The following is a 23,615-nucleotide window of genomic DNA, read 5'->3' as shown; positions in this document are numbered from 1 at the left end:
TATCTACAAATTTAAGTACTATCTCGTCCCGAGCAACGTCCATGCTCACAGAGGGGGAGGGAGAGACGAGCGCCCCGGCGGTCCCGGCACCCGTCACGCCGGACGACCCAGACGCGTGGTACGCACCCGACGTTCGCGATCAGGACGAGATCCACCCCGGAGTCGTCGTCACCGTCACCGAGACGGCGGCCGGATTCGAGTACGACCTACGGGACCCGCTGCTGTCGGTCGAGGACGCCGACGCGCTCGCGACCGTCGAGGAGTACTTCGCCGACGCACACGTCGACCGGCCGCGCACGCGCGAGGGAGCGATCGAACGCGTCGAGTCGGGGCTCGACGAGAAACACCAGCGGGTGATCGACCGCCTCGTCGACTGCTCGCCCGCGGCCAGACGACGGCTCGACTACCACGCGCTGTGTTCGCTCGCCTGCCTCGGAGAGTTGACGCCCTACGCGCTGGACGACCGCATCGACGTGGCCGATCTGGGTGCGGAGTCCGTGCGCGTCCACACCGACGACTTCGCCCCCGCAGAGACCGATCTCGATCCCGACACGGAGTTTCTGGACCGCTTTGCCAGCGAGCGGCTCGAACAACACACCGTCACCTTCCACGAGTTCGAGATCCCCGTGATCGTCTACCGAGAGAACGTCCTGGGCGACGATCCGTTCACCACGAAGTACGCGGTCCGCGAACCGGACCAGCTTCCGGGCGACGAAGAACTCATCGAGGCCTGCAAGACGCGCGTCTGGGAGGCCAGCATCGACGGGGTGCTCGAAGACGAGGTCGCGTTCGTCCGCGACCGGGCTCGGACGCTCCTCTCGCGACAGCTGACCATCCGCAACACGCGGGCCTGGTTCGACGCCGCCCGGTACCGGCTCCGGACGGCGCTGGCGGAGTACGACCTGACGGTGCCGCCGGTCGACCGTCGCTTCGCCGACGACCGGCTGGAGGATCTGCTGTACTACGTGCTGCGAGACCTCGTGGGATACGGCAAGCTGACGGTCCCGGTCCGGGACCCGACGCTGGAGGACATCGAGGCCAACAGGGTCGACGAGCGGATCAAGGTCGTCCCGCGACTGGACGTGGGCCACAACGAACGCGTTCCGACGAACCTCTGCTTCGAGAGCGAACGGGCGTTCGTCAACGTCGTGACCAAGCTCGCGGCCGACGACGGCACCGAACTCAACGCCTCGACGCCGAGCGCGAAAGTGAACCTCAGCCCCGACGGCGTCGAGGAGACGATCCGGTGTGCTGTCGCGCTGCCGACGATCAGCGAGGACGGCCCGCACATCTCCATCCGGAAGCAGTCGCCGGACCCGATGACGCCAGTCGACCTGATCGAACGGGACGCGCTCCCGACGGAACTGGTCGCACTGCTGTGGCTGCTGTACGAGCACCACGGCGTCGTGCTGTTCTGTGGACCGACCGGCGTCGGCAAGACGACGCTGATGAACGCCCACATGCCCTTCATCCCCTATCGTGATCGCCCGATCTCGATCGACGAGGGGTCCCGGGAGGTGTTCATTCCACACGAGACCGGCGTCTCGCTGACGACCAGAGACCACGAGCGCGACCACCGCCGCGTGACGATGGCCGACCTGATGACCGAGTGCAACTATCTGAACCCCGACGTGGAGGTCATCGCCGAGGTGAACACGGCAGCGAGCTTCGAGACGTTCGCCGAGACGCTGAACACGGGCCACGGGCTGCTCGGGACGACCCACGCCGAGGACGTAGAGACGCTGGTCAACCGCGTCGTCGAGCAGGGCCTTCCCCCCTACCTCCTGCAGGAGATCGATCTCCTCGTGTTCCCCAAGCGGGTCGGCGAAGACCGCTTCGTGGGAGAAGTCGTCGAGATCGTCGACGAGACCACGTACCGAGCGCTCGATCGGGACGCCGACAACTGCGGCGTCGTCCGGAAGGCCGACGCCACGGTGTACTGGAACACCGTCTGCACGCGCGATCGAAACGGCGAGTTCGAGCTCGCGGGGCTGGTCGGCGAAGGGAGCGAGCCGATCCACGCCTTCGAGCGGCTGGCCGACCAGACCGACCAGACGGTCGACGGCGTCGAAGCCATGTTCGAGCGCCGACACCGCTACGTCCAGTATCTCGTACAGGAAGGGATCACCGACGCCGACGAGCTGTTCGCGCTGCTGGCGGACCTCGAGACCGACGAGGCGGCGACGGTCGAGCGGCTACACCGAAAACGGACGGACGAACCGACGGTCCGCGGGGAGGAGATCGATGGCGACTGAGACGCCACGGCAGCTGAACCCGATCGATCGGGGCCTGTACGCCCTGTTCGCACAGCACGCCGACAGCGGCCGCCACGACGGCGACAGAGTCCGGTACCGGGCCGCAGATCTGGACGCGAGCTTCGAGCTGTATCTGGCCCGGACGTACGGACTGGCCTGGGTGGCCGGACTCGTCGGGTGTCTCTTCACGCTGGTCGTCACCGCGGTCGTCCCGCCGTCCGTCCTGGCCGAGGTCGTCGCGTTCTTCCAGAACGGCGTGCCCATCGTCAATCAGGTCCACTGGCCGGTCGTCCCGCGACCCGTCGTCGCCGTCGGAGCCGGTCTGGTCGGTGGTGGGGTACTGCGATTGCTCGTCGTCCGGGCCGGCAGTACGTACCTGCGGTGGGTGGGCGAGGCACGGCGCAGCGACATCGAGGCGACCCTCCCCGGTGCCGTTCGCTACCTCCGCGTGCTCGCGTCGGGGGAACACGATCAGCGGGCGATGCTCCGGCGCGTCGCCGACCAGGACGCGTACGGCGAGACCGCCGTCGCCTTCCAGCGGATCCTCAACCGGGCTGCGCTGACCGGCAGTCTCGACGAGGGGCTAGAACACGTCGCCAGCGAGACGCCCTCGCGGGACCTGCTGGCACCGTTCCTGCTGAAGTTCCGCGAGCACGCCAACCAGAGCGCCGACGCGCTGGAGGGGTACCTCCAGATGGAGGGGCGGCTCCTCTCACACGAACAGTCGCGCCGTCACGAGCGCGCGACCGGGTTTCTCGAACTCCTGGCCGAGCTGTTCGTCGTGTTACTCGTCTTGCCGGCGCTGCTGGTGTTGATCGTGACGATCATGGGCGTACTCTCGCCGGGACTGTCAGAGCAGGTCGCCACGCCCGTGGGACCGATGACCGTCCGGAGCGTGCTCGTCTACGGCAGTGCCGGCTTCGTTCTCGCGGCGGGTGCGTCGGCGTCGCTGCTGGTCTCGACGATTCGGCCACACAGCGCCAGCGCACCGTCCTACGCCGCTCCGGCGTCGCTCCGCTCGATCGTCGAGACGGCGAGTCGGAACCCGGCGAGTGCTGCGCGCGTGCTGGCCCCGACGGTGCCAGTCGTCGTCGCCGTCCTCGTGGGACTCGGCTATCGGCCGGTCAACGTCGCCCTGCTCGCCTACGTCGCGTACGGACTCCCAGTCGGAGCCGTCGCAGTTCGACGCGCCAAAGTCGACGACGCGAAAGACCGCGAGATTCAGGACTTCGTCCACGCCGTGTCGGGCCACGTCAGTCTGGGTCGGCCGTTCAGCGAGGCCGTCGAGCGGGTGGCCGAGGAGGTCGACCTGGGCGCGCTCCAGTCGGACGTGGACCAGCTCGCGTTCACGCTCGGCCTGACCGCCAGTCCGGACGACGACGCCACCGACGGCCGGGCCGCGGCACTCGATCGGTTCGTCGAGCGAGTCGGGACGCCGATGGCAGAGCAGACGATCGGGCTCGTCGTCGGCGCTCTCGACGCCGGCAGCGACGCCGAAGACGTGTTCGAGACCCTCCAGACGGAGATCGGGAAGCTCTACCACGAGCGCAAGGCGCTCCGCTCGTCGCTGCTCGTCTACGTCGCCGTCGGCTGGACGACGGCACTGCTCGTGGTCGGCATCGTCGTCGCGGTCAACGCCTACGTGCTGGACGGGTTCGCACAGCTCTCGACGGTGTCGAGTGGCCCCGGCATCACGATCGATCCGACCGCCGTCGATCCACCCCGCGACCGCTATCGGTTCTACGTCGTCACGCAGGCGACGATGCTTGGCTGTGGGTGGTTCGCCGGCACCGCGAGCCGCGGGCGCTACGAGGCGCTCCTCCACTCGGGCGCGCTCGTCGCCGTGGCCTACGTCGTCTTCACCGGGGCTGGGATGGTATGACCGACCGCGCACAGTCACACGTCGTCGGCGTGGTCCTGCTGCTCGGACTGACGGCCATCGCGATGGGCGGGCTGACCGCGACGATCGGGACGATCGTCGACGACCAGACGGCGAGTGCGGACGCGACCCGCGTCGCGGACGACCTCGACACCGCGTTGCGGCCGGTCGAGACGACGGGCCACCGCTCGGCGACGGTCAGCTTCGCCGACGGGACCCTCGGCGTCGAAGACCGGGAGCTCCGCGTCCTCGACACCAGTGGCGTCGTGGCGACTGTCGAGACGGACGCCGTGGTCTTCGAGAGCGAGCAGCGCCGCGTCGGGGCCGTCGCCGGTGCGATCACCCGCGGCCGGGACGACAACACGTGGCTCAGAGCGACGCCACCGATCACGAGCGGACCTGACGTGCTCGTCGTCGGCGCACAGCGGCTCAACGGCGGCGGCAGCGTCGGCGGGACGGGCGGCGTGACGACGACGCTCCGGACCAACGTCACGCACGACCGGCGGGCGCTCGGGAGCGGCGAGTACCGGGTCGCGATCGAGACGGCGACCCCCGGCGCGTTCGAGCGGTTCGCACGGGACCGCGGTCTGGACACGACGGTCCGGGACCTCGACGGCGACGGTGTCCCCAGCGTCGTGATCGAGTACGAGGGGACGCGGACGGCGTATCTGGTCGTCCACGACATGCGACTGGAGGTGGGAGCGTGAACGACCGCGCGGTCACGCCGGTCGTCGAGAAGACGATCACGATCGGACTGGTCGCGCTCTTTCTGGCCGGCATGACTACCACGCTGTTCGGCGGGGCGGTCCCGGCAGCCCGCGACGCCGCCGGGGCGTCGATCGGCGATCGGACGCTGGCGACGGCGACCGAACGCGTCGAGCAAGCGATCCCGCCGAACGTCGCGAACGTGACCGTCCGCGAGCGCGTCAGGTTGCCGGCGACGATCCGGGGCAGCGGCTACGCGATCGAGGCCGACGGTCGATCGCTCGTCCTCGATCACCCCGACCCCGCCGTCGGCGGCCGGAGTCGACTGGTCGTGCCACCGAGCGTGAGACGGGTGACCGGGTCGTGGGAGAGCGCCAGCGAGTCGATAGTCGTCGTCCGGACGGTCGAGGGCGATCTGGTGGTCACGCTCCGGGAGGGACGGCCGTGAACGGGCGCACACGTGGGGCGAGCGAGCGCGCACAGACGGCGTTACCCGCCCTCGCGATCGCGTTGCTGGTCCTGACGATGGTGACGGGGATCGGCCTCGCACTGGCCGACGGCGCGATCGGAGCGGCCGACCGCGAGCCCGGTGAGCGACGCGTCGCCGTCTCGCTGGCGGCCGGCCTCGTCGCGCCCGAGTCGCCGCTGACGGAACGCGCGAACGTGCTCGACGAGGAGCGGCTGTCGAACGTAGACCAGCGCCAGCTGCGAACGGCGTTCCCGGTCACCGACGAGACGGCAGTCAGGGTCGAGCTTGACGGCGACTCGCTGGTGACGACTGGCACGCCGCGAACGGGAACGACGATCCGTCGCCTCGTGGTCGTCGAGGAGCGAACGACGGAACGGATCGAGCCGTCGCTGGGCTGGCAACGGCGCGTGACGCTGCCACAGCGGGGCGCTAGCGCACGCCTCACGCTCGTGCCGCCGGCCGGCACGAGCGTGACCACGGTCCGAGCGAACGATCGCGTCGTCCTCCACGACGAGGACGGACTCGCCGGCACCTACGAGATCGACCTCTCCAGATTCGAAACCACGACGTTGCAGTTCTCGGCGAGCGGACCGCTACCGGACGGCAGCGTCGAAGTGGAGTACGACGCGCTCCGGACACGCAAGGCGACGCTGGCGGTGACTGCCGATGGATAGGGCGCAGCTACCGGTCTCGCTGCTGGAGGCCGCACTCGGCGTCGTCGTGATCCTCGCGGTCGCGCTGGGGTTCGTCGTCGGCGTGCCCACGCCCGACACCCGAGAGCCACAGTTGACGGCCTACGCGAACGACGCGGCGACGATCCTGGTGAACGAACCGCCGGAACACCGAGATGCGACGCGGTTGGCCGAGATCCTCGCCGACGAGCGGTCCTTCCAGCGCGAGCGAGGCGAGCTACGGGATCGGACCGATGCGATCCTACCCGACAACATCATGTTCAGGGTCGAGACACCACACGGAGCCGTCGGGTTTCCCGTCCCCGGGGGCGTCGCTACCGGCGAGGCCACCGTGACGACCGTCGAGGGGCCACTGACGATTCGAGTGTGGTACTCGTAGTCGGTGCACGAAGTCGGCCGGAACGACGCGGAGCGAGAGTGGTGAGCGGTCACTCCTGGGCGGCGTCACCGCCAGATCGAAGCGTGGAGGCGGCACCGACGAGCGCGGTCACGCCGCCGACGACGACGAACTGCACGGGTCCGTCGGACGGCTGGTTTTCGAGGAATGCCTGCCCCGGCGAAGCCGGGTTGACGTACGCCGTCACCGTCTCGCCGACCTCGTACTCCGCAAGAGCATCCTCGGCCGCCGAGCGGGTGTCGTAGTCCGTCGCGATGCTCGACGGGCGAATGTCGTTGCCGGTGTAGGTCGTGCCGTCGTACTGGTACTCGAAGGTGACCGTCGGCTCGTAGTCCGTGCGGCCGCGCCGCTGGGGTATCGTCTCGACGCCGGTGTCGGTGATCGTCGCCTCGATCGTCGTCGTGTCCGACAGCGTTTGAGCCTGTTGCTGGTAGTCGTACGCGCCGTAGCCGGCGATGGCGACACCGACCACGAGGATGAAGACGCTGCCCTGGAGGAGGTCGAGTTGTTTGCCTGCGAGTGAGAGTTTCGGGGACACGCCGGCAGGTGAAAAGCCGGAGCGACTTAAACCCCAGAACCTCGCGACGGGACGGACGACGGCCCCGTACTGTCGAGAGGGTCTCGTGTAGAGTCACGGCAGGTCGCTCGCTCCGAGAGGCGATATTTTATATTCTATCGAGTGGGAGTGAATGATACTGTGTCTTCGAGACGCCCGGACGCCCGGCGTGGGCAACTCGTCCTCGTCGCGGCAGTCGTCGTCGCCGTCGCGCTGATCCCGATCGTGGTGGCGTATCTACAGCTGGGCTATCACGCCGACGTGCGCGCTGGTGGAGACTACGACGATCCGACGGCCGACGCGACTCGAACGCTGACGCGGGCGCTGGCGACGGCAAGCGCAGACGTGCCCGCAGCGCACGGGTGGACCGACCGCGACGACGCGGCGACGACCGTGCGTGATCGGCTCGAACCCCGCATCGAGCACGTCGAGCGGGCACGCCTCGACGCCGGTACGGCGCGATCGCTGAGCTACAACGCGACGGACGCCCAGCGGTGGGCGGCGTCGTCGTGTCCGAGTGGCGACGGACGGTCGTTTGGTCGCTGTGTCGCGATCGACGGCGTCGTCGTACAGGAGCGGGCCGATCGGACGCACGTCCTGGGCGTCGCCGTCGACCTCACCGTGACGAGCGAGCGTGGACGGACGATGGCGACGGTGCGGGTGCCGACGGTGGCGGGCCGCGAGAGCTGATACTGCCGGCTGTACCTGTTTCGACATATTCGCGACCACGGGGTCGCGAAATTCTTCACAGACGTACAGCCGGCAGGATGACGAAGACGGATCGCTGCGAACGTCAGGTATTTGTTTTCGAGACGATAACTCCGGGGGAGTACCGATGACAGACCGAGAGGTGATGAGCGATCTCCAGTTCCTGACTGGATCGCGTCACCGGGCGACGATACTCGCCGCACTCAGCGAGGAGCCGCTGCGCCCGACGGAGCTCTGTGATCGCGTCGAGGCGACGCGGACCACGGTCCAGCGGATCCTCGCCGGTTTTCGAGAGCGGACGTGGGCCGAGAAGATCGACGGGCGGTATCGAGCGACGCTGACGGGGCGACGAGTACACGAGCGATATCGCACCCTCTGGGAGACCGTCGAGCGAGCCGACAGGCTCGCACCGCTGGCGACGCATCTGGATCCGTTCGACGAGCCGCTCCCAGCCGAAGCGTTCGAGCACGGAACGATCACGGAGGCCACCGAGCAAGAGCCCCTGGCAGCCGTCGACCGCATCGTCGAGTGGCTGAAAGACAGCCAGGGCGACCACATCGAGACGACGACACCCATCGTCGCCAACACGTTCAACGAGACCGTCTCGGGACTGTTGGAGACGGAGCTCAGCGTCGAGATGGTGATCGACGAGAACGTGTTGGAACGATCGATGACCGACTTCGAGACCGCACTCGAACGCGGGCAGACACACGAGTGTGTCGACGTGTGGGTCGCGCCGGAACCGTTGACCGACGGACTGATGGTCCGGTCGGACCGCGCCGCCGTCGTCGCCTACGACGAGACGAACAACGTGCGTGCGGTGCTCGAATCGGACGACGAGACTGTCGTCGAGTGGGTACGCCGGCAGTTCGAGACGACGAAAGACCGGGCACGACCGCTGGCAGACGTACTCTCCGAGAGTAGCGTCGAGGAGTAGCGCGAATCGTCAGCGGGGTGGTGCTCGACGCCGCCGGGCGACAGACGACGGGTCGAACCACGGGCTCGGCTACGGGGCGGTCCGAGGTGGCGACGCCACCACGTATCGATAGCAGTTCTTGGAACACCTATAGTTACCTGTCGCCAAGTGTTACAGGGGCTGTAACAGCACTGTCGGAGCGATCCTGCACATCGTATATATACTCGCCGACCGAACTGATAGACATGTCACCGCCCGGACGTGAAGTCGAGTACACGGAATCCGACGTGATCGAGGTGTTCAAAGACCGCGACGACTACGCCGAGCCGTTGACGGCCTCGGAGGTCGCGGAGTTGCTGGGCTGTTCTCGACGGACCGCCCTGAACAAACTGCACGACCTCCAGGAGAGTACAGATCTGACGAGCAAGAAGGTCGGCGGTCGGAGCCGCGTCTGGTGGATCCCGGTCCGGATGGACTAGTCGAAGCCCCACTCTTCGGCCCGTTGCTTGGCTTCCGCTCTGGCCTGTTGTTTGATGGCGTCGATCTTCGCTTCGTCGTCGAGAAACGCCTCGACTGCACCGGCCTCAGAGCGGTCGGGATCGTCGTCGGTTGGCGTTTCCGTCTCTCGGTCGGCCGGGGCAGCGCGCCTGGTACTGGCCGCGAGGGCGGGATCACCCGCGAGACGTTCGGCGGGCATCCCGGGTGGCACTGCGAGTTCGGCGTGGTCGCCGATCCGGGCCAGTGCCGCGTCGTCGAGCGCGACGAGTTCGACGTGGTAGGGTCCCGGCATCCCCAGATCGGCCAGCGCACTGGGGCCGCCACGATCCGTCCCGGTGTAGTAGGCCTGTTCGGGCACGCCGTCGCGAAACGTGACGATTCCGTGGCCGCCAGCGTCCAGCAACAGCGTCTCCTGGGGCTCGAAGACGGCGTAGCCCGTCAGAGACCGATCGAGCGCGGCCGCCAGCGGATCGCGCGGATCGGCGACGACCCGCGAGTGGACCAGCCTCCCCTCGGGAACGTTCATGGCGAGTCGGGGATCACGGCACTCCGGAACCGATCCGCCACTGCCTCGGAGCCACGGTCGCGAACGTCGATCCGCGTCGCCGCCCGCCTGAACGACGTTGCCGGCGGCGAAGACGGCGCGTGAGCCAGCAGTGGCCGGCCAGCTCGCCGAGCCTCACGAGCAGCCTCGCTGGCCGGCACCGTCGCCAGCGTCGGCCCGTCGAAGTACTGCTCGGTCTTGGCCGCGATCTCGTCGATCGCGTCGTCGTCGTGGACCTTGTTGAAGAGGAGTCCGGCCACGTCGGTGCCGTAGGAGGTCGCGTACTCCTGTACTTTGAGCGCGTCGGACAGCGCCGGAATCGTCGGCTGCAAGACGACGATGACGCGGTCGGCCAGTACGATCGGCAACACGGCCGAGCGACTGTCGAGGGCCGCGGCCGAGTCCAACAGCAGGATATCGGTCGCCGCGGCGAGATCGGCCACGACGGCACGCAGACGGGTCGGGTCGGCGTCGCGAAAGTCGTCCAGGCTCGTTCCACAGGGGACGACCGTCATCCCGAACCGTTCGTAAGTCGCCGCTTCGACCGGCGCGTCGGCCGCGAGCACGTCGTGAAGCGTCGTCTCCACGTCCGCAAGCCCCGCGTGAAACAGCATGTTCGCCATCCCCGTGTCGGCGTCGACGACCGTCACGTCGTACTCCTCGGCCAGAGCCATCCCCAGCGCAAGCGTGCTGGTCGTCTTGCCGGTCCCACCTTTGCCGCTCGCCACCGCGAAGGCCTCGACCATCGTACGATCGGCTGTCTCGCCTTGTTTTAAACAGTTGTGGATGTGGATCGAACGCAGCCGGTCAGTCGCGCCGCCCGACAGCCGCCAGCGAGGTCGCTGCCAGTCCGGCGAGGAAGATCGGCGGCAGTGGCCCCGAACCACTGGGTCCCGACTGGGAACTTTGACCCGGCGGCGGTCCACAGGAGGTCGCCGTGCCAGCAGTGCCCCCGGCAAACTGACACTCGTCGGTCGCAGATTTGACGACGACCGTCGAGATCGACTGTCCGGCGCTCCACTCGACCGTCACGACTTCCGACTGTCCGGTCCCGCTTTTGTACTCGGTCGGAGTCATCGTCACGCCCATCGAATCGCCGCCCTCTGGCACGAACGTCCCGTCGCCCTGGTCCTCGAATTTGACCAGGAGGCGCTCGCCTTCGGGACACGGATCGTTGCCCGGTCCCTGTTCGCCCGGGACACAGAACGCCACGAAGCTGATCGCCGCGAGATTCTGTGGCGTGTCGGTCGGGGTGTCCGTCGGAGTGTCGGTCGGCGTGTCGGTTGGCGTATCGGTCGGAGTGTCCGTTGGCGTGTCCGTCGGGGTATCCGTCGGCGTGTCCGTCGGCGTGTCGGTCGGGGTGTCCGTTGGCGTGTCTGTCGGGGTGTCGGTTGGCGTATCGGTCGGCGTGTCCGTCGGAGTGTCGGTGTCTGTTGGCGTGTCGGTCGGCGTGTCCGTCGGCGTGTCGGTTGGCGTATCCGTCGGGGTGTCAGTCGGGGTATCCGTTGGCGTGTCCGTTGGGGTATCCGTCGGTGTGTCCGTTGGCGTGTCTGTCGGCGTATCCGTCGGCGTATCGGTCGGCGTGTCGGTTGGCGTATCCGTCGGCGTGTCCGTCGGGGTATCCGTCGGAGTGTCGGTTGGCGTATCCGTCGGCGTGTCCGTCGGGGTATCCGTCGGCGTATCGGTCGGAGTGTCCGTTGGCGTTTCGAGCACTGCACAGTCGCTGTTCACCACGTACGTCGCTCCGGCGTCGGCTGCGGTACTGTCGTTCCGTGGCGCACCGACCGCGATGTCGTCGAAGCTGTCGTTGTCGAGATCGCCAGCGTCGGCGACCGCGCGGCCCGCTCGATCGCCGGCCGCTTCGCCACGGAAGATCGCGTCGGCGTCACTCAGCGAGACGTTGCCCGAGAACGACTCGCTGCCGGCGACGACGTAGGCCGCACCGGAGGCGTTCCCGTTCGAGTCGTTCTGTGGCGCGCCGACGAGCACGTCGTCGACACCGTCACAGGTCACGTCGCCGGAGCCAGCCGATGAGACGGCAACGCCCGCCCGGTCGCGGGCACCTTCGCCGTCCAGGCGCACGTCCGCGTCGGCCAGTGACACGTCGCCGGACAGGTCGCGCTCGCCGTAGACGACGTACGCCGATCCTGCTGCGACCGTTCCGTTGGGATCGGTAAACGGTGCGCCGACGATCACGTCGGTAGTGCTGTCGTTGTTCACGTCGCCCGCGTACGCGACCGACCAGCCCGCGCGGTCCGCACCGTCGACGCCGCGGAGTCGCAGGTCGGCGTCGCCGAGATCGCGCTCGCCACCGACCGCGCCGTAGACGACGTATGCCGCGCCGCTACCGGTCGATCCGTCGGCGGCCGTGTAGTTGTTCGCACCGACGATCACGTCGGCCGTGCCGTCGGCGTTCACGTCCCCGGCGTGCGAGATCGACCAGCCGGCCTGATCGCCCGGCGACTCGCCCGTCAGCGTAGCGGTCGACTCCGCCCCGAGGTCGACGGTGCCAAACAGCTGCTCGCCGGAGACGAGATAGGCCGCTCCGGCGCTGTCGTTGGCGAAGGGTGCGCCGACGGCGACCCCGTCTGGGCCGTCGAGTCCGCTGGCGTTCGAGACCGACCAGCCCGCGCGGTCGCCCGGCGACTCGCCCGTCAGCGTCACGTCTGCGTCGGCGAGACTCATCCGGTCGGCCATCGTGTCGTCGCCGTAGACGACGTAGGCCGCCCCGGCGTTGCTGGCCGTGCTGTCGTTGCCCGGTGCGCCCACGATCACGTCTGCGTAGCCGTCGTCGTTCACGTCACCCGCGTACGACACGTCGTAGCCGGCGCGGTCAGAGGCCGCCGCGCCGGTGAGCGTCACGTCGGCGTCGGCCAGCGAGACCGTGCCCGGATCGGTCGGGCCGAAGACGATGTAGGCCGCTCCGGCGTTGGTCCCGCCGGTGTCGTTCTCCGGTGCGCCGACGACGAGATCGTCGATCCCGTCACCGTTCACGTCGCCCGCGTACGCGACCGACCAGCCCGCCGTGTCGTTTTCGGCCGTGCCGACGTACTTCGTGTCGGCGTCCGAGAGGTTCGTCTCGCCGGAGAAACCACTGGGTGCTGACTGCTGGGCGGCGATGTCGTCTGTTCGCTGTGAGATGCCCGCGTCGTCGCCGAGTGCTGTCACGCCCGCGACGATGGGGCTCGTCGCGACGACGGCGGCGATCAGGACGACGATCGTCGCCCGCCTGGTCCGCGATCGGATCTGAGAGCTATCACTCATTACGATAGATAGAGTCTGTGATACACTTCGTTATGGAGACAGAATTGGCGGAAATCCGAGCTAACTCCTCCGAAATCGGCGACTATCGTGGCAACTGACACGGACGGTGGTCGCGATGGCCCGGTGAGCGTCGGGACTGGTAGACGCTCACCGGTAAGCAACGACGACGTTCCGCATGTAACGGTCGACACAGCAACAGTCGATCACGATGCCGAAGAACTGCGATAGGGCCAGATTACCGGTGACACTCGACCCCGAACTCAGAACTCGGTGCCCTTGCGCGCACCCTGGCCGTCGTCCAGCGGGTGGCGTTCCTTCGCGACGTTCGTGACGAGGTCGGCGTGCTCGGTCAGGAACGCCGGGCGCTCGTGGCCGCCGGTCAACACCAGTTCGAGACCGTCGGGCGCTGCCTCGATCAACTCGATCACGTTCGCAGGCGCGATCAGGTCGCGGTTGGCGGCGTAGAGGATCTCGTCGAGGACGAGCATGTGGAGCCCGTCTTCGGGCGGGCCATCGAGTGCGAGCGGTGCCGAGAGGTCGGCGACGGTGGCGGCCTCGATCAGTTCCTCGGCGCGAGCCAGCGCGCCCCGCGCACGAGCACCGTGTTCGTCGTCGTCGCTGCCGTCGAGGAAGCCGTGCCAGCCGTAGTGGCCGGCGTTCTCGTAGGAAAAGCCCGGCAGTGCCGCGATCGCGTTGTACTCGCCCCGCACGTCCTCGACGCTGCTGGTCCCGCCTTTCATGAACTGCAACAGGTGGACGCGATAGCCGTGGCCGGCCGCCCGCATCGCCATCCCCAGCGCGGCGGTCGTCTTTCCCTTGCCGTCGCCCCACCAGGCCTGTACGAGGCCGAAGTCGGCGGGTGCGCTGGCTGTGATCGGTTCGGCCCGCGGACCGCCGTCCGTGTCCTCAGTCATGCTCGCAGTTCCGAGGCGCGAACACATCGGCCTGACGATCGGTCGTGACACCGTACTGTGCCTCCGCGACCGACGCCGGCGGCTCGTCGTCTGCGTACCGCGCCTCGAAACTGGCCCGGACGGCCTCTCGCACGCAGGCTCGCGCGGCCGACCCGACCGTCGTCGCACTGCCGGCGAAGTCGGCCGGGTCGCCGTGGGTGACCGTTCCCACGAGGACGGCGTCGCTCGTCGTTCCCGGAACCCCGACCAGTTGGGACAGCGTCGCGGCCTTGGCTTCGACGCAGGTGGCCAGCAGTTCCGCCAGCGTGCCGTCGCCGAGGGCTCGGTCGGTCCCGACGACGAGGTTGACCGTGCCGGGACGCCACGCGTCGTCGGTGTCTTCTGCTCTGTTTCCCTCGTGAGAACCTGGGTCGAGCGGCAGGGCGGCCGGGTTCGAGAGGCCGACCGTCGCCAGGACCGTGACCGCTCCCACACTGGCACAGCGGGCGTGAGTCACGTCGACGCCTGTGAGCAGACCCGGGCCGTCGGTCTCGAATCCCGCGCGTCGGCGGCGTTCGACGACGTAGCTCGACAGGTCCGTGCGGTCGAACCCCGCCGGGACGGTGACGTTGTAGACGGCGTCGGCGCGTCGATACCCCCCGGCTGGACCGGTCCCCAGCCAGCGGCTGCCGTCGCCGCAACACTGACAGACGCCGTCCCGGATCTGGGCCTCAAACATCGAGAGCGCCCAGCAGCTGCTGGTTCTCGTCTGGCATCCGCACGGCGACCCGGACGTGTGCGTCCAGCCCGCGGAACGTGCGGGCGTCCCTGATCGCCATGTCGTGTTCCCGGACCGTTGCGAGCAACTCCTCGACCGTGTCGCGCCCGTCGAGTTCCAGCAAGAGGAAGGGCGCGTCGGAGGGAGACACCCGGAACCGACCGGCAAGCTGTGTCCGCATTCGCTCGCGCTCGGCGCTGACGCGCTCGCGGGTCGCCGCGACGAACTCCGTATCACGCAGGCAGTGGGTCCCGACGGCGGCCGCCGGCCCGCTCAGCGACCACGCGATCCGGGCGGTGTCCAGTCGGTCGCGGTGTCGCCCGGTGGCCACGGCGTAGCCGGCTCGCAGCCCCGGCAGCCCGTAGAGCTTCGTCAACGCGCGGGCGACGACGACGCCCGGCGTGCCGGCCAGCGAGGGCTCGTCGGTGAACCCCAGGAACGCCTCGTCGACCAGCAGGGTCGTGCCCGCGTCGCGACAGCGCTCGGCGAAGGCTCGCAGTCGCTCGGCGTCGTAGCACTCGCCGGTCGGATTGTTCGGGTTGCAGACGATCGCGAGGTCGTGACCGGTCGGGTCGGCGTCGAGGATCGCGTCGTGATCGACGAAGGTGGGCGTGGCTCCCTGCAGGCGGACCTCGCGGGCGTACTCGCCGAAGCTCGGTGCCGGGACGAGGACGGAGCCGCCCGGCTCGACGCTCGTCTGGAGCGTGAGCCGGATCGCCGCCAGCCCGCCCGCGGTCGGAATGACTTCGCGGGCCTCGCAGTCGACGACCTCCGAGGCGGCGGCACGAAAGGCACAGTAGTCGTCGGGCGGATACCGTCGGGCCGAAGCGAGCGACGACTCGTACACGCGGGCGGCCCCGTCGGGCGAGCGCGGATTGGTGTTCGCGCTGAAATCGAGCACCCAGGGGTCGTCGGCGCTCCCGTGTGGCACGCGGCCCTGCTCGTCGACGGCACCGTCCTCGCTACCGGACTCTCGGAGCTCGTCGACGGCGTCGGGAAGCATACAGACCATACCGGCCCTAGCGCGGATAATTCTTTCGCGCGTGCCGATCAGGAACGGAGCCACTCGCGGGCGACGGCCGCGTCGCCGGGACGGTTGACGTTGACCGCCAGCCGGGGCTCGTCGACCACGAGCGTGCGGGACGGATCGCCGCCGACGACGTTGACGCCGGTCGGTGCGACGGTCCGACCGTCGTGGTCGAACGTCGTGTCGACGCTGACCCCGAGCTCGTGTTTGCGGGCGGCCGGGACGGCAACGGTGAGCGACCCCGACTCGTGGGCGCGACGGAGCCGGTCCAGAACAGCGCCGGTCAACAGGGGGAGATCGGCCGCCACGGTGAGCGTCGGTCGGGCCAGTCGGTCGTCGGCCAGCGCCGCGTCGAGGTCGGCGACGTACCCCTCGCCCGGCGTCTCGACGGTCGGAACGGAGACGTGGGCCGCCGTCTCGGGCGTCGACGGCGAGGTCGCGACGACGACCGACGCGACGCCGCTCGCGTCGAGCGCGTCGAGCACGTGGTCGATCAGCGGACGGCCGGCGAGCGGGAACAGCGGTTTCTCGCCGTCGGTGTCGAGGCGAGTGCCGCGACCGCCGGCCATCACCAGAGCGTCCACGCGATCACCCCCAGGTGGAGCGCGGCCAGTCGCGCCAGGTCGTTGGTCGCGCCGAGCACGTCGCCGCCGACGCCGCCCAGCGTGACGGCGGCCCACCGCTCGACGGCGAGTGCGACGACGACGGCACCGACGAGCGCCGTGCCGGTCGCGAGCGGACTGCCAGCGAGCCAGCCGAGCGCCACCGCAGGAAGCGCGACGACGACGGGGAGCCACAGGTCCCGTCCGTCGGCCTCGTTGAGAAACGAGGAGCCAAAGCCCTCGTGGCTCGGCGTCCCCCGACAGATCAGCGTCGCCATCGCGAGCTTCGCGCCGACCTCGCTGGCGAGAACCACGACGACGGCCCCGGCGATCGGCAGCGCGGCGAGGGCCAGACCGGCGAGTGCGATCCCCACGAGGTCGACGCCGAGAGCCAGCAGCGCCCCGACCCCGACGGTCGTATCGGTCATCGCCGCCCGCCGTCGCTCGGCGTCGCCGTGGACGACCGCGGCGTCGCCGAGGTCTGCCAGCCCGTCGGCGTGGTTGACGCCGGTGACCAGCACGACGGCGACGACGAGCGAGAAGGCGACCGTCGGTGCGGGCACGGGGAGCGCGACGGCCGGTGCGAGCAGGAGGCCGACGACGTAGCCGGCGAGGGGAAAGGCTGCCGGCGTCGCCCGAAAGGCGTCGAAAGCCTCCTCACCGTGCCCGACCGGGAGTCGAGTGAGGAAGCCGAGTGCGCCACGGAACGCGGCACCGATCACGGCAGTCCCCCCACAGCGGCCGTCGTGGCGACCGCGAGTGCGTACGCGAGTCCGCCAGCAACGGCGACGGTTCGGACCGCCCGCAGTGAAATTTCCTTCGAAGGCAACTGTTCGCCGCCGTCGAGTGCGTACACGCCGGGCTTTTCGAGACGAACGTCGTGGGCGGCCGCGAGTACCCCCATCGGCCAGCCGGAGTTGGGCGAGGGGACCCCGTCCAGCCACGATCGTGCCGACAGGAGCGCCGCCGGGTCGCGTGCCGCCGCGGCGAGCAGGAGCGCGCCGATCCGGGCCGGGAGCCACATCACCGCGTCGTCGAGTCGCGCGGGAGCCCACCCGACCGGCTTCGAGCGATAGCCCAGCATCGAGTCCAGCGTGTTGACGACCTTGACCCACGCCGCCCCGCCAGCGCCGAGTGCGAGCGACGGGACCGGCGAGAGCGTCGCCGCCTGCCCCACGACGACGCCCGCGACGAACGCGGCGAGTGGCGCGACCAGCCCGTCGGCGAGGTTCTCGGCCGCGCTCTCGACGGCCGCGCTCCGGACCTGCCCGGCCGAGAGCGTCTCTGCGTCGCGACCCGCGAGCGCCCGCAGCGACCTGCGAGCGGCGTCGAGATCCGTCGGCGTGGCCGCGATCGTCGAGCGGGCTTCCGACAGGAGCATCCGGAGGCTCGTCGCGACGAACAGCGCGACACCGGCGACGGCGGCCGCGAGCCAGGCCGACACTCGCCCAGCCGCGACCACGAGGATGGCCACGACGACCGCGGCAGTGAGCGGCACCGCCAGCGCTCCGACGGCACCGACGACTCGAGATCGTCCCCACTCGCGATCCAGCGGCGCGACGGCACGGCCAAGCCAGGCGACCGGGTGAGCACGGGCCGGGGGCTCGGCCACGAGCAGTTCGAGCGCCGCCGCAATCAGGACTGCGAGAGGCGCGATCACGGTGGCTCCTCCCCGGACGCTCCGTCGGCGACGGCGGCCGCGAGCCACTCGGGCACCGCCGAGAGCGCCACGTCGTCGAGCACCAGTGCAGTCGCGCCGACGCGGTCCGCACCGCCGTCGGTACGGGCGTCGTCGCCGACGTGGACGAGTTCGTCGAGCGGGACCCCGAGCGCCGCCGCCGTCCGCTCGAAGATCGTCGGGTGGGGTTTGCGCCAGCCACAGCCGACGCTGGTCACGACGGAGTCGACGGCGAGGTCGGCGCGGTCGAGCGTCCGTTCGACGAGGCCGGGGACGCTGCAGTTCGAGCAGACCGCCACAGGACCGTACTCTCGCGCGCTCGCGAGCGTGTCCCGAGCGCCGTCCCGAACGGTCACCGGCGAGTCGAACGCCGCCAGCGTCGCGTCGTGTGCGGTCTCGGCCTCGACATCGACGCCGCGGCTGGCGAGCGCGAGTCGGACGTGCTCGTCCAGCGGGGCCTCCGCACCCCGTTCGTACTCTCGATGGGAGCTGCGGTAGGCCCCTTCCCAGTCGGACGGGACCGTCACGTCGCGGGCGGCCAGCGCGTCGGCCACGGCCACCCACGGCTCGTCGGGTCGGTCGGCGTCTACGAGCGTGCCGAAACAGTCGAACGAGACGACCACGAGCGTGTAGTTACAGCAAGCACACTTGAACTGTGCGGTGGCGGAGGCGACAGATCTGACGACGGGCGTGCGCCTGGCAGACGGTCGTCAGACAGCACTCACAATTCTGTTACTTCCCTACCCGATACCTACCAAATATCGTATGATTCGGATCGCGTTTACAGTCAGATTTGGGAAATGAATCGCTATACTCGAAAGCTACGATTCGTTTTCGAATGGGCGACGTTTGGCTGCCAGATAGTCACGCAGTTCCCCGTAAACACGGTCAGTAAACCGACACGATAGGGGGGCTACCAGCGGTGGTGAACGTCGTCGAAGACGTACTCCTCGTAGACGTCACGGATCGCGCCGTGGGTCTGATGGGAGAGGGGATCGGCCTCGCTGGCGGCGGCGTTCTGTCGGATGTGCTCGGGCGAGGTCGAGCCGGGGATCACCGTCGACACCGCTTCGAAGTCGAGGATCCAGCGCAGCGCGGTCTGGGCCATGGTGAGTTCCTCCGGGACGTGCTCGCGGAGCGCGTCGACGGCGTCGAGTCCACGCTCGAACGGGAGCCCGGCGAAGGTCTCACCGCGGTCGAAGGCCTCGCCCTCGCGGTTGTAGTTGCGGTGGTCGTTCTCCGGGAACGTGTCGTCACGGGAGAGTCCACCGGTCAGCAGTCCCGACGCCAGCGGTACGCGGACGATGACGCCCACGTCGCGGCGCTTGGCCTCCTCGAAGAACAGATCGGCCGGGCGCTGGCGGAAGGGGTTGAAGATGATCTGGACCGTCTCGACGCCGGGGTACTCGATGGCCTTCAGCGCCTCCTCGACCGTCTCGACGCTGACGCCGTAGTGATCGAGCGCGCCCTCGTCTTTGAGTCGATCCAGCGCCGCGAACGTCTCGGGCTGGTAGAAGGCGTCGGTCGGCGGACAGTGAAGCTGGAGGAGATCGAGCGTGTCCTGATCGAGGTACTCCCGAGAGCGGTCGACGAACGCCGAGAGGTGCTCGTAGTCGTAGTCTTCGGCCACGTGGGGGTCGAGCCGGCGACCGGCTTTCGTCGCGACCGTCACGTCCTCGTCGCGCTCGTCCAGGACGTGTGCGATGTGGCGCTCGCTGCGGCCGTCGCCGTACACGTCGGCCGTGTCCACGAAGTCGATCCCCGCGTCGAGTGCGGCACGGATCGCCTCCCGGCCGTCCTCGTCGGAAACGTCGCCCCAGTCGCCGCCGACGTTCCACGTCCCCAGTCCGACTTCCGTCACGTCGATGCCCGTCGTGCCGAGTGTGCGATGGCGCATACCCGACCCGACGGGCCTTGGCTACTTGTGCCTGTCACCTCCGACGGCCCGGAACGCCCGATGCGCTGTCGAGGCCGACCGTCTTCCGGCACCGCGGCTGGGAAGTGTATCGAAAAATGTCGGACAGGGTGGTCGCGGACCGTGACAGGGCGGACCGTCCCACGGCGAGCGAGCGGGAAAACGGCGACAGGACTCCGTCTCATACGGACGTAGCGATGTACCGGTGAGCGTCTCCCCCGTCCCAGCGCGCACCGGTACGCAACGACAGCGTTCCGTGTCAGACCCACTCGGCGCGGCGGATGTCGTACCCACCGCAGGCCGGGCAGGAGTGATACTGGACCTGGAAGGCCGCCTCGCATCGCATACACAGATACGGGCAGTCTCCGTCAGTGTCCCCGAGGTGGGAAACGTTTCGTGCCTTATCGAACACTCCCATTGACGACCACACCCCAGGGTTGACGCCACGTCGCTAAAAAGAGAGATGATCGTTCACGTCATTTTATCCGCCTCTCGTCGCAGGGTTGTTTCGATTCGTCGCCAGACAGTACACGACAGAGACACGGTCGGCGGCCGACTGTCTCCGCGTTGCTCGCGGGTCCGTCGGGAGAGGCGACGACAACCGTGGCCCGAGTAAGGGGTTTCTACGGACCGTACGATGCGGGCCGTAGAGAGCGACTAACACGCCGGCTGTACACCTGTTCAAAATTCTTCGACCTTGTGTCGCGAATGTCTCGAACTAGTTGCAGCCGACAGTACAACGCCACGCCGACGATCCCGCATCGTCCCGGCCACGACCGCGGAGATGCGTGCCACTGTCCACAGATTCATTGTTCGTCCGGGAGCACCGGGCCCCATGGACGAGGACCTCCTCGAAGCGCTGGCGAGCCTGCCGACCTTCCACCACGCGACCGTCTCCCCCGACGGGAGCGAAGTCGCCGTCTACTACGACGAGACGGGGCGCAACGAGTTACACGTCGTCGACGTAGAGACCGGCGAGCGAACGCGGTGGAGCGACGGCGAAGTGCCCCGGAACGCCCGCTGGCACGTCGAGTGGGGAGCCGACGGCGAGCGCGTCTTCTTCCACCTCGACGACGACGGCAACGAGCAAAACGACGTGTACGCGATCGCTCGGGACGGCTCGGTCGAGCCAGTCGTCGAGCTGGACGGGCAGACGATCCTGCAGGACGTCGGCGAAGACGGCGAGACCCTGCTGGTCGGATCGACGGCGAGCGGTCAGATGCAGCTGTACCGTCACGACTGCGCGACGGGAGCGACCACCCAGCTGACGGCGTACGACCGAGCCGTCGCTGCGGGCGTGCTGTCGCCCGACTGCGAGCGGATCGCCTACGCGACCAACGAGACGGACACCTTCGAGAACACGGACACCTACGTGGCCGACGCCGACGGATCGAACCCCCGGAACCTGGAGATCGGCGAGACGGGCGCGGAGGTCGCGCCGGTCGACTGGAGTCCAGACGGCGACCGGCTGCTGGTGACGGACAACACCGCGGATCTGGGCCGGTGTGGGGTCTACGATCTGTCGACCGACGAAGTGACCTGGTACGGGGGCGAGTTCGACGAGGACGCCGAGTCCTTCCTGCCCGGTGGCGATCGGTTCCTCGCGGTTCGGACACGCGAGTGTGCGAAAGAAGTCGTCGTCTACGACGCCCGGACCGGCGCGGCGACGACGCTCGACCTGCCCACGGGCGTCGCGTCGCTCGGACGTGCGGGCAGCGCCGTCGTCGACGAGGAACGGATCGTCTGCTCGCACACGACGCCGGATCGGCGACCCGAACTGCTGTGTTACGACCTCGCGACCGACGAGACCGAGCAGCTGATCGCGGCCGACTACGGCGACCTCGACCCGGATCGCTTCGTGGACGCCGAGTACTTCACCTTCGACTCCGCGGGCGTCGCCGAGTTCGACGACCGCGCCGGCCAGGGCGTGGAGAGCGACCCTGCCTCCCGCGAGATCGAGGCGTTGCTGTACGACAGCGGCGAGCGTCCGTCGCCAGCGATCGTGAACCCCCACGGCGGTCCGCGGGGACAGGACACGCGCGGCTTCGACCTCTACACGCAGTTCCTCTGTTCGCAGGGGTACAGCGTCCTCAAGGTGAACTACCGGGGCTCGACCGGCCGCGGCCGCGAGTTCGCACAGGCGATCTACGACGACTGGGGCGGCAACGAGCAGGCCGACATCGCGAAGGGGACGACGATCCTCGCCGAGAAGGAGTGGGTCGACGACGACCGGATCGCCGTCTTCGGAGGCTCTTACGGTGGCTACTCGGCGTACTGTCAGCTGACGATGTACCCCGAGCTGTACGACGCGGGAGTCGCCTGGATCGGCGTCACCGATCTGTGGGACCTCTACGAGAACACGATGCCCCACTACCGGACCGAACTGCTGGAGAAGAACGTGGGCTCACCCGAGGCGAATCCGGAGTTGTACGACGAACGCAGTCCCATCACTCACGCCGAGAACCTCGCCGCTCCGCTGTTGGTGCTCCACGGCGTCAACGACCGGCGCGTCCCGGTCTCGCAGGCCCGACTGTTCCGTGATCGCCTCGACGAACTCGGCTACGAGGCGGGCGAAGACGGCGACTACGAGTACGTCGAACTCGGCGAGGAGGGCCACGCATCGACCGACGTGGACCAGAAGATCCGCACGTTCCGCACGCTCGCGGACTTCCTCGAACGCCGACTCTGAGCGAACGAGGCCGTTTCTCACCGCGGCGTAGGAGTCACATAACGAAGGTGCTATCGGTCGTCGTCGCTCTCGTGTACGAGACACGAGGGACGGCCGACGAAGCCAGCCCAGAGACAGCCACTGTCCAGAGAGACGAGCCGGAGCTGTCGGTCGTCGTCGTCACCTACAACGAGGCAGCGCGCATCGCCGACTGTCTCGACGCCGTGTTCGCGGCGTGTCGTGGCGTCGCCAGCTTCGAGGTGCTGGTCGTCGACTCGAACTCGACGGACGGGACGGTCGCGATCGCAGACGACTACGACGCCACTGTCCTCCGGATCCCCGACGACGCGCTGACGACCCCCGGCGCGGGCCGCTACGTCGGCACGCAGTGGGCCCGCGGTGACGCCGTGCTGTTCGTCGACGGCGACGTGGTCCTGACCCAGGGCGACTGGCTCGCCGAGGCTCGAGAGACACTCGCGAGCGATCCCTCGGTCGCGGGCGTCGACGGACACCTGAACGAACGCCGGACCGAAGAGCCGACCAGCGTCGACTATCTGCACGGCGTCGCGCTGTACGACCGCGAGGCCCTGGCCGAAGTGGGCGGCTTTCACCCGTTTCTGACCGCCTGGGAGGACGTTGATCTGGGGTTCCAGCTGACGCTCGCGGGGTACGATCTGTGCCGGCTGCCGACGGTCGTCGGCACCCATCCCGTTCCGGAGTCGTCGCTCGATCAGTTCCGTCGCTGGCGACAGGGGTACTACCGGGCCGGCGGCCAGGTCTGTCACAAAGCCCTGAGCCGACCGGCGCTGCGCTGGCGGTGGCTGTGGTACTTCCGGGACAAGATCGCTACCACGGCCTGGCTCGGCCTGGGCGCGCTGCTCGCGGTCGCGCAGCCGCTGCTCGCGGGCGGGTGGCTGCTCGCGACGCTCGCGGCCGCCGGGCTGGTCTGTCAGCGGCTCGGCGTCGACGGCGGCCTCCGACGCGCGATCTCCGCGATACTGTTCCCGCTGGGCTTTGCCCTCGGGTTCGAGGCGGTTCCCGACCGGGACGCGTTCCCGCTCGACGCCGTCGAGACGATCCGACGCGGGTCGGTGTGTGACGCCGAGGCGTCGCCCCGTCCCTCGCCGACAGACTGATACTGCCGGCTGTCACTTCGTGACGAGCTTCGCCA

At 68.7% G+C, this 23,615-nt stretch carries 23 protein-coding genes; 11 read left to right on the top strand and 12 right to left on the bottom strand.

Going from position 1 to position 23,615, the window contains the following annotated elements; all coding sequences use genetic code 11:
- Positions 1-41 precede the first annotated feature (41 nt).
- The 6 genes from ACAH01_RS03960 to ACAH01_RS03935 are packed head-to-tail and all read left to right on the top strand — an operon-like array spanning position 42 to position 6,379.
- Complete coding sequence (locus ACAH01_RS03960; RefSeq protein ID WP_372480303.1) at positions 42-2,255, top strand: type II/IV secretion system ATPase subunit; 2,214 nt, start codon at positions 42-44, stop codon at positions 2,253-2,255.
- Entirely contained in the window at positions 2,245-4,137 is a 1,893-nt protein-coding gene (locus ACAH01_RS03955) for a type II secretion system F family protein (protein ID WP_372480302.1), read from the top strand. The genes ACAH01_RS03960 and ACAH01_RS03955 overlap by 11 nt, the downstream gene beginning before the upstream one ends.
- Complete coding sequence (locus ACAH01_RS03950) at positions 4,134-4,841, top strand: type IV pilin (protein ID WP_372480301.1); 708 nt, start codon at positions 4,134-4,136, stop codon at positions 4,839-4,841. Before ACAH01_RS03955 ends, ACAH01_RS03950 begins: the two co-directional genes overlap by 4 nt.
- Positions 4,838-5,287 (top strand): hypothetical protein, encoded by a 450-nt coding sequence (locus ACAH01_RS03945; RefSeq protein WP_372480300.1) that lies wholly within the window; start codon positions 4,838-4,840, stop codon positions 5,285-5,287. The genes ACAH01_RS03950 and ACAH01_RS03945 overlap by 4 nt, the downstream gene beginning before the upstream one ends.
- Complete coding sequence (locus tag ACAH01_RS03940) at positions 5,284-5,982, top strand: hypothetical protein (RefSeq protein ID WP_372480299.1); 699 nt, start codon at positions 5,284-5,286, stop codon at positions 5,980-5,982. The genes ACAH01_RS03945 and ACAH01_RS03940 overlap by 4 nt, the downstream gene beginning before the upstream one ends.
- Positions 5,975-6,379 carry a hypothetical protein gene (locus ACAH01_RS03935; RefSeq protein WP_372480298.1) on the top strand — a complete coding sequence of 135 codons (405 nt, stop codon included), beginning with the start codon at positions 5,975-5,977 and terminating at the stop codon, positions 6,377-6,379. Before ACAH01_RS03940 ends, ACAH01_RS03935 begins: the two co-directional genes overlap by 8 nt.
- 49 nt (positions 6,380-6,428) lie before the next feature.
- On the opposite strand, the gene ACAH01_RS03930 is transcribed toward ACAH01_RS03935, so the two are convergent.
- A complete protein-coding gene (locus tag ACAH01_RS03930) occupies positions 6,429-6,935 on the bottom strand; it encodes a DUF3592 domain-containing protein (protein ID WP_208627093.1) in 507 nt (168 codons plus the stop codon).
- Positions 6,936-7,094: 159 nt separating this feature from the next.
- On the opposite strand from ACAH01_RS03930, the gene ACAH01_RS03925 reads away from it, so the two are divergent.
- The 3 genes from ACAH01_RS03925 (at position 7,095) to ACAH01_RS03915 (ending at position 9,056) form a co-directional block, all read left to right on the top strand.
- Positions 7,095-7,643 (top strand): hypothetical protein, encoded by a 549-nt coding sequence (locus ACAH01_RS03925; protein WP_153554322.1) that lies wholly within the window; start codon positions 7,095-7,097, stop codon positions 7,641-7,643.
- Positions 7,644-7,788: 145 nt separating this feature from the next.
- Positions 7,789-8,598, top strand: coding sequence for a helix-turn-helix transcriptional regulator (locus ACAH01_RS03920; RefSeq protein WP_372480297.1), 810 nt, complete (start codon positions 7,789-7,791; stop codon positions 8,596-8,598).
- Between the two features lie 224 nt (positions 8,599-8,822).
- A complete protein-coding gene (locus ACAH01_RS03915) occupies positions 8,823-9,056 on the top strand; it encodes an HTH domain-containing protein (RefSeq protein ID WP_012807666.1) in 234 nt (77 codons plus the stop codon).
- Here ACAH01_RS03915 and ACAH01_RS03910 read toward each other — a convergent pair.
- The 11 genes from ACAH01_RS03910 to ACAH01_RS03860 form a co-directional block, all read right to left on the bottom strand.
- A complete protein-coding gene (locus ACAH01_RS03910; RefSeq protein WP_153554324.1) occupies positions 9,053-9,601 on the bottom strand; it encodes a hypothetical protein in 549 nt (182 codons plus the stop codon). The genes ACAH01_RS03915 and ACAH01_RS03910 overlap by 4 nt on opposite strands.
- A complete protein-coding gene (locus ACAH01_RS03905; RefSeq protein WP_372480296.1) occupies positions 9,598-10,365 on the bottom strand; it encodes a P-loop NTPase in 768 nt (255 codons plus the stop codon). The genes ACAH01_RS03910 and ACAH01_RS03905 overlap by 4 nt, the downstream gene beginning before the upstream one ends.
- Before the next feature lie 61 nt (positions 10,366-10,426).
- Positions 10,427-12,883 carry an integrin alpha gene (locus ACAH01_RS03900; protein WP_372480295.1) on the bottom strand — a complete coding sequence of 819 codons (2,457 nt, stop codon included), beginning with the start codon at positions 12,881-12,883 and terminating at the stop codon, positions 10,427-10,429.
- A 260-nt stretch (positions 12,884-13,143) separates the two neighbouring features.
- Positions 13,144-13,797: a cob(I)yrinic acid a,c-diamide adenosyltransferase gene (locus ACAH01_RS03895; RefSeq protein WP_372480294.1), complete on the bottom strand. Its 654-nt coding sequence runs from the start codon at positions 13,795-13,797 to the stop codon at positions 13,144-13,146.
- Complete coding sequence (locus ACAH01_RS03890) at positions 13,790-14,515, bottom strand: adenosylcobinamide amidohydrolase (RefSeq protein ID WP_372480293.1); 726 nt, start codon at positions 14,513-14,515, stop codon at positions 13,790-13,792. Before ACAH01_RS03890 ends, ACAH01_RS03895 begins: the two co-directional genes overlap by 8 nt.
- Positions 14,508-15,557: a threonine-phosphate decarboxylase gene (locus ACAH01_RS03885; protein WP_170092481.1), complete on the bottom strand. Its 1,050-nt coding sequence runs from the start codon at positions 15,555-15,557 to the stop codon at positions 14,508-14,510. Before ACAH01_RS03885 ends, ACAH01_RS03890 begins: the two co-directional genes overlap by 8 nt.
- Positions 15,558-15,604: 47 nt before the next feature.
- Complete coding sequence (locus ACAH01_RS03880; RefSeq protein ID WP_372480789.1) at positions 15,605-16,150, bottom strand: NTP transferase domain-containing protein; 546 nt, start codon at positions 16,148-16,150, stop codon at positions 15,605-15,607.
- Positions 16,150-16,905 carry an adenosylcobinamide-GDP ribazoletransferase gene (cobS, locus tag ACAH01_RS03875; RefSeq protein ID WP_372480292.1) on the bottom strand — a complete coding sequence of 252 codons (756 nt, stop codon included), beginning with the start codon at positions 16,903-16,905 and terminating at the stop codon, positions 16,150-16,152. The genes ACAH01_RS03880 and cobS overlap by 1 nt, the downstream gene beginning before the upstream one ends.
- Entirely contained in the window at positions 16,902-17,843 is a 942-nt protein-coding gene (gene cbiB / locus ACAH01_RS03870) for an adenosylcobinamide-phosphate synthase CbiB (RefSeq protein ID WP_372480291.1), read from the bottom strand. The genes cobS and cbiB overlap by 4 nt, the downstream gene beginning before the upstream one ends.
- Entirely contained in the window at positions 17,840-18,484 is a 645-nt protein-coding gene (locus ACAH01_RS03865; protein ID WP_372480290.1) for an HAD family hydrolase, read from the bottom strand. The genes cbiB and ACAH01_RS03865 overlap by 4 nt, the downstream gene beginning before the upstream one ends.
- Positions 18,485-18,774: 290 nt before the next feature.
- Positions 18,775-19,758: an aldo/keto reductase gene (locus ACAH01_RS03860; RefSeq protein ID WP_170092485.1), complete on the bottom strand. Its 984-nt coding sequence runs from the start codon at positions 19,756-19,758 to the stop codon at positions 18,775-18,777.
- 853 nt (positions 19,759-20,611) lie between these two features.
- On the opposite strand from ACAH01_RS03860, the gene ACAH01_RS03855 reads away from it, so the two are divergent.
- The gene (locus ACAH01_RS03855) at positions 20,612-22,465 is read left to right on the top strand and encodes a prolyl oligopeptidase family serine peptidase (RefSeq protein WP_372480289.1); all 1,854 of its coding nucleotides are present in this window, start codon (positions 20,612-20,614) and stop codon (positions 22,463-22,465) included.
- 71 nt (positions 22,466-22,536) lie between these two features.
- Positions 22,537-23,580 carry a glycosyltransferase family 2 protein gene (locus ACAH01_RS03850; protein ID WP_372480288.1) on the top strand — a complete coding sequence of 348 codons (1,044 nt, stop codon included), beginning with the start codon at positions 22,537-22,539 and terminating at the stop codon, positions 23,578-23,580.
- Positions 23,581-23,615 lie beyond the last annotated feature (35 nt).

Source organism: Halomicrobium sp. HM KBTZ05, from assembly GCF_041530035.1.
In the GTDB taxonomy this organism is placed as follows: Archaea; Halobacteriota; Halobacteria; order Halobacteriales; family Haloarculaceae; genus Halomicrobium.
The sequence above is the reverse complement of the archived record's forward strand: the minus strand, read 5'-3'. Positions and strand labels throughout refer to the sequence as shown.